At 50.9% G+C, this 5,339-nt stretch carries 4 protein-coding genes; all 4 read left to right on the forward strand.

Annotated features, from left to right (window positions below; genetic code table 11):
* The first annotated feature begins 735 nt into the window (after positions 1-735).
* Positions 736-1,647, forward strand: a complete 912-nt coding sequence (locus tag Q0294_RS06735; RefSeq protein WP_299462291.1) for a sigma-70 family RNA polymerase sigma factor — start codon at positions 736-738, stop codon at positions 1,645-1,647.
* Positions 1,648-1,767: 120 nt separating this feature from the next.
* A complete protein-coding gene (locus tag Q0294_RS06740; protein WP_299462294.1) occupies positions 1,768-3,345 on the forward strand; it encodes a pseudouridine synthase in 1,578 nt (525 codons plus the stop codon).
* Positions 3,342-4,214: a dihydroorotate dehydrogenase electron transfer subunit gene (locus Q0294_RS06745; RefSeq protein ID WP_299462297.1), complete on the forward strand. Its 873-nt coding sequence runs from the start codon at positions 3,342-3,344 to the stop codon at positions 4,212-4,214. The genes Q0294_RS06740 and Q0294_RS06745 overlap by 4 nt, the downstream gene beginning before the upstream one ends.
* A 113-nt stretch (positions 4,215-4,327) precedes the next feature.
* Positions 4,328-5,339 (forward strand): hypothetical protein (locus Q0294_RS06750; RefSeq protein WP_299462300.1); only part of this gene is annotated, 1,012 nt, incomplete at its 3' end.

Consider the following 5,339-nt stretch of genomic DNA (forward strand, 5'->3'; position numbering starts at 1 on the left):
GACACAGATGAGTTATAAAACAATTCTAGGTATGCGCCGTCGTTAAGGGAACTAATCCAGATCTATTTTGAGGGATTCAGCATGTGATTTGAAACAGGAATACTGAATGATACCCCGAGTACGGAATTCTAACGGATTTCTGTCTGTTTTGCGAGTGATAGCATCAGGTCTAAACTCTTTAATAGACGCGGCAAACGTCAAACGGGTTTGAGATGAGGCTTGTGACAGAAAATTTGCTGGAAATGAACCGTAAATATGTGCTGATTTTTGGCGTGAATGAGGGCTGCCTCACCTAAGAATATTGATCGGCTTTCCAATCGACTTCCGTGAGCCAGACCCTGCGCTGCCTTGTCTTTTTATATTCCCTGTGTTTCGTATTTTGTTTCGGGTGTCTCTGTAAATGATGATGTGTGCATTGTCCCTTTCCTGCGGGTAACCAGATGATGTAACACCTTGTATTGGCGCTGATTATAAATTTTTGTTCATTTTAAACAATAAAGGCTGTCAAAATTGTTTTGTTCTGTGATATCGCCTACGATACCTGCTAGAGCTCCTGACTTTCAGACTCGTTCTCTCTATGAGATCAACCTCGGTGAGTAAGATTTTATGTACAGCGAAATATCGATTGGCCAATTTGAAGCGGATTCTTTTTCTCAGCTGGGAGAGCGTGCTGTCCGTACAGATCAGGCGCGGGCCTGTCAGTGTGAACTCATGGCATCCCAAAAAGCGGCCCGGATGAGGAAGTTTTGCGTCACGCGCGAGCTGCAGAAACGCGCCGAAAATATTTGCTCACAGGAAATCGAATTTGTTTTCAGTGACCAGTTCAAACAGGACGACGCCTGCGATCAGATACTCGTGCCGCTGCAAAAGTTGTGTGCAGAACTGAACCCTGAATCCGAGCTGGAATCCACCGATTTCACAGCGCAGCACACTGCGCTGTATTCCGTGCCTTTACTGGAAAAAGAGCAGGAAGTGATTCTGTTCAAAGGCATGAATTATCTGAAATATCGGGCTGCGGTCCTGAGGGATAAAATTGAACTCAAGTCTCCGTGTGTGGGTCTGCTGGATCGAATTGAACAGAAGCTGAAAGACGCTCTGCGATTACGTGACTACATTATTCAGGCCAATTTGCGACTGGTGTTGTCGATTGCAAAAAGCCTGACTGATCGGGCCAACCTGTTTGATGATATTGTCAGCGATGGTCAATTACCTTTGATTCGCGCGGTTGAGATCTTTGATATCGAGCGGGGCAACCGCTTCAGCACCTATGCCACGTGGGCTGTTCGCAATTTTCTGTTCCGATCCACTAAGAAAAGACGAAAATATCGCAATACATTTCAGAGCGGTGTGGAATCGGTGGCTGTGGGTTTAAGCGATCATCGTTTGGCGCAGCGTTCTCACGAATCCTATCACCATACGATTCATGGAGTGTTGAAAAAAGTGCTTGAGACGCTGGATGAACGAGAGCAAATGATACTCAAACGTCGATTCGGATTGTATCAGTCAGATACACCCCAGAAATTTCGAGAAATCGCGGAAGATCTGGGCGTCAGTACTGAACGCGTTCGGCAATTGACCATCAGATCTCTGCAACGTATGCGAGAGGCGGTTGAGGAACAAAACCTGGAAATTCCGGAAATCATTTGAGTTCCCTGAAAAGAATCGGTTCTTCCTAATTGGTATCATCTGCAACCTATGGTATAAAGGAAGCAAGGCATAAAACGCCTGCATTGTAGTTTTTCCGAGTTTTACCATAGTTGAAAAATCATGAGTCCGCAAACCCCCCCTTCACCCGATTCCGAGACAGATCCGCCTGCGGATGATGCTCATATTGTCCGTCTGCAGAAATTTCTGGCCTCGACAGGCCTGGGGTCCCGCCGTCATTGCGAAGATTACATTGAGACAGGGCGGGTCACCGTCGACGGGGAAATTGTCACTGAACTGGGGGCGAAGATCAATCCCGAGACTCAGGTGATCAGCGTGGATGGAGAGCGGGTTCGGCTTCAGGCGCGGCGTTATTACCTGCTGAATAAGCCATCCGGTTTTCTTTGTACAAATAATGATCCCGCCGGCAGAAGAAGAGTCGTTGATCTGTTTCCCGAAGAAGGACAGCGGCTGTTTACTGTGGGGCGGCTGGATGAAAACAGTGAAGGGCTGATCCTGGTGACCAATGATGGTGCGCTGGCTCAGAGACTGGCACATCCCCGTTACAAGGTGGCACGCACTTATCATGTGCAGGTGGTGGGAAATCCGACCCGTGAAAAATTAGAGGAATTACGCAAGGGAATTCGCTTTAAAGAGGGGCTCTTTCGTGTTTCCGGTTTAAAACCTCTGCGAAAACAGGGGAAGAGCACGTTTCTCGAACTGACGCTCCACGAAGGTCAGAACCGGGAAATTCGCCGCATGATGGCACGCATCGGACATAAAGTCATTCAGTTGATCCGTGTCCGCTTTGGCCCTCTGAGTATCGGCAAACTCAAGTCTGGTGAGTACAAACGACTGTCGGACTGGGAGCTGAAAAAATTACGGGAAATGATGAACGAAATACGTTCCCCCGATGAGGCACCTCCGCGAAAAGGGCGTAAAACCACAGCGTACGGCAAAGGCAGGCCTGCACAAGGTGCTGCATCGAAGAGAAGGACTCCTGGTAGAACGCCCTCCGACAGTAATGTCATGTCGGGAGAGAGCGATACCAGATCAAAGCGAGCCAGAACCACGTCGGGCGAAGGCGATACGAGATCAAAGCGAACCAGGACCACATCGGGCGAAGGCGATATCAGATCAAAGCGAGCCAGGAGTACTTCGGGCGAAGGTGATACGAGATCAAAGCGAACCAGGACCACATCGGGCGAAGGCGATACCAGACCAAAGCGAGCCAGAACCACGTCGGGCGAAGGTGGTAGCAGTTCAAAGCGGACCAGGACCACGTCGGCAGAGAGCAATACCGGATCAAAGCGAGCCAGGACGACATCGGGAGGAAGCGACACCAAACCGAAGAAAACTCGAACCACGTCGGGAGGCAGCGGTACTAAACCGAAGAAAGCCCGAACCACGTCTGGAGGAAGCGGTACCAAACCGAAGAAGACCAAGACCACATCGGGTGGAAGTGGTACCAGACCAAACAAAACCCGGACGACAACCGGGGAAAGCAGCACCAAGTCCGCCAGATCAAAGAAAAGTTATTCGACCTCGGGTGAAACTAGCAGCAGATCCAGGAGCAGCGCCGCGAAGTCAAAGAAAAGCGGCTCGACGAGGGGAGCAGTGGTTTCTCAGCAGGCGGCTTCGGGGAGACGCATGATTGGCGATGATCAGAAGAAAAGTACTCGGCAAGGAAAACAAAAATGACCGCGGCTTCGGAATTCAGTCATTGTGCGACTCCACAATTCCTTTCTGCCACCGTTGTTGAACAGGAACAAATGGCACGGGCCACGTACCGCATGCGGCTTGAATGTCCTCAGATTGCGAAATTGATTCTGCCCGGCCAGTTTTTTATGGTGCGGGAACCGGGGGTCAATGATCCTTTATTGGGACGTCCGTTTGCGCTCTATGATACCTGCCTGGACGAATCAGGAGAGCCAACCGGTTTCGACTTTGGTTATGTGGTGGTCGGGAAATTAACATCGCGTATGACTCACTGGCAGCCCGGAGATCAGGTGGAAATCTGGGGTCCTCTGGGAAACGGCTTTCCCCAGCCGGGCAGTGGCCCATTAGTCATGGTGGCAGGGGGCATCGGGCAGACGCCGTTTCTGGCGACAGCCAGAGAGGCACTGAGACTACGAAAATTTGGCCAACCCCAGCGGAATCTGGATGAGTTTCCTGCCAAAGTCAGTTTGCTGTACGGGGCGCGTTCGAAAGAGTATCTCGCCGGCCTGGATGATTTTCGCCTGCAGGGGCTTGAAGTCAAAGTGGCCACTGATGACGGAACGTTCGGGCATCATGGTTATGTGACAGATCTGTTACAGCAACAGATCGACAGTGCATCGCCTCCCGCGACGATTTTCTGCTGTGGTCCGGAACCGATGATGGAAGTTGTCAGCCGCATGGCGATCAAAGCCGGGATCACCTGCTGGCTTTCACTCGAAACACCGATGGCGTGCGGCTTTGGTGCCTGCTTCAGTTGTGTTGCCAAAGTCCGGATCAGCGATGAGGAATGGGATTACCGTCGGACTTGTGTCGAAGGTCCGGTGTTTAATGCGGAAGCTCTGGTATTTTAGATGAGCGTCGTCTGTTAAAAGTCCTGCAAAGCCGGCACTTAAGACGACATCCTATTGACAGTTTTGATTGAGAACCTCTATAGTCTTGACAAAATGCAGGTCCGGATATGAGCGTGAAACATGAAAAAATCAATCAGGTCGATATCATTTCTTCTGCAGATCGCGCAGAAATACAGGTGAATTCCCGCCAAACGGATGAGCTTGACAGGACTGAGCAGGGCATGCAGGAAGAGGTTCGCCTGTCGTCTCGGCAGCAACTGATTCCTCCCCGGCTGAAAATGCTGTTTGTCTGTCACAGGCGACCGGACTGGGTGGGCCTGGCTTTGAGGCTGGATGCCATCGGCTGCCCGGAGCCTCGCTTTGACTGGGTCTCCACATCGGAGGAGGCGATCACACTTCTGCGCAATGACAGCTATGACTGTCTGCTGCTGGGCATTGATTCGGAAACAAAAACGAATCAGCTTGAGCTGTTAAATGCCATCCGGGTGAGCGGCTGTCATGATCCGATTGTGCTGGTTCTTGCTGCGCCCGATGATCAGGTTGTGCTCGCGGGGTGCGAATATCAGGCTGAAACCCTGATCTCTACAGCGATGTGGGAATCACCGGCATTGCTGAGCACGATGAAACGTTCCATGCTGATCCAGAAACAGAGCGAAGACAATCATCGATTGCTGGTCGAAAATCATCGTCGATTGATTCGGGAACGGGATGAAGCAGAGCGACTGCTGAAGCAGCAGCGATCAATGGTGGAAGAATTGCAGACGCTCGCTTACCCCGATGTGTTTGAGGAATCAGAGAGTGAATTAATCCAGGATCAAAGTCAGAATCGAAACGGTTCCCGGCAGACGAATCAGGAATACCAGATTCCGCTTGAGGTGCAGGATTACTACCACGAGTTGTTGAGGACCTACGTGATTATGGGGTCCGGGAGTTTGAAGGACGAGATTCTGCAAATCGCGGAATTGCTGGCTGCTGCCAATTTAACTCCCGGTCAGGTTCTTGAATTCCACCTCGAATGCGTGGAAGTGATCGTCAGGGGGCTGGGCAATCGCAGTTCGCGACATGTGATGTCTCGTGCCGACCTGCTCGCCCTTGAGATCATGGTTCACCTGGGAGAGAGTTATC

Source organism: uncultured Gimesia sp. (assembly GCF_937919775.1).
Taxonomy (GTDB): Bacteria; Planctomycetota; Planctomycetia; order Planctomycetales; family Planctomycetaceae; genus Gimesia.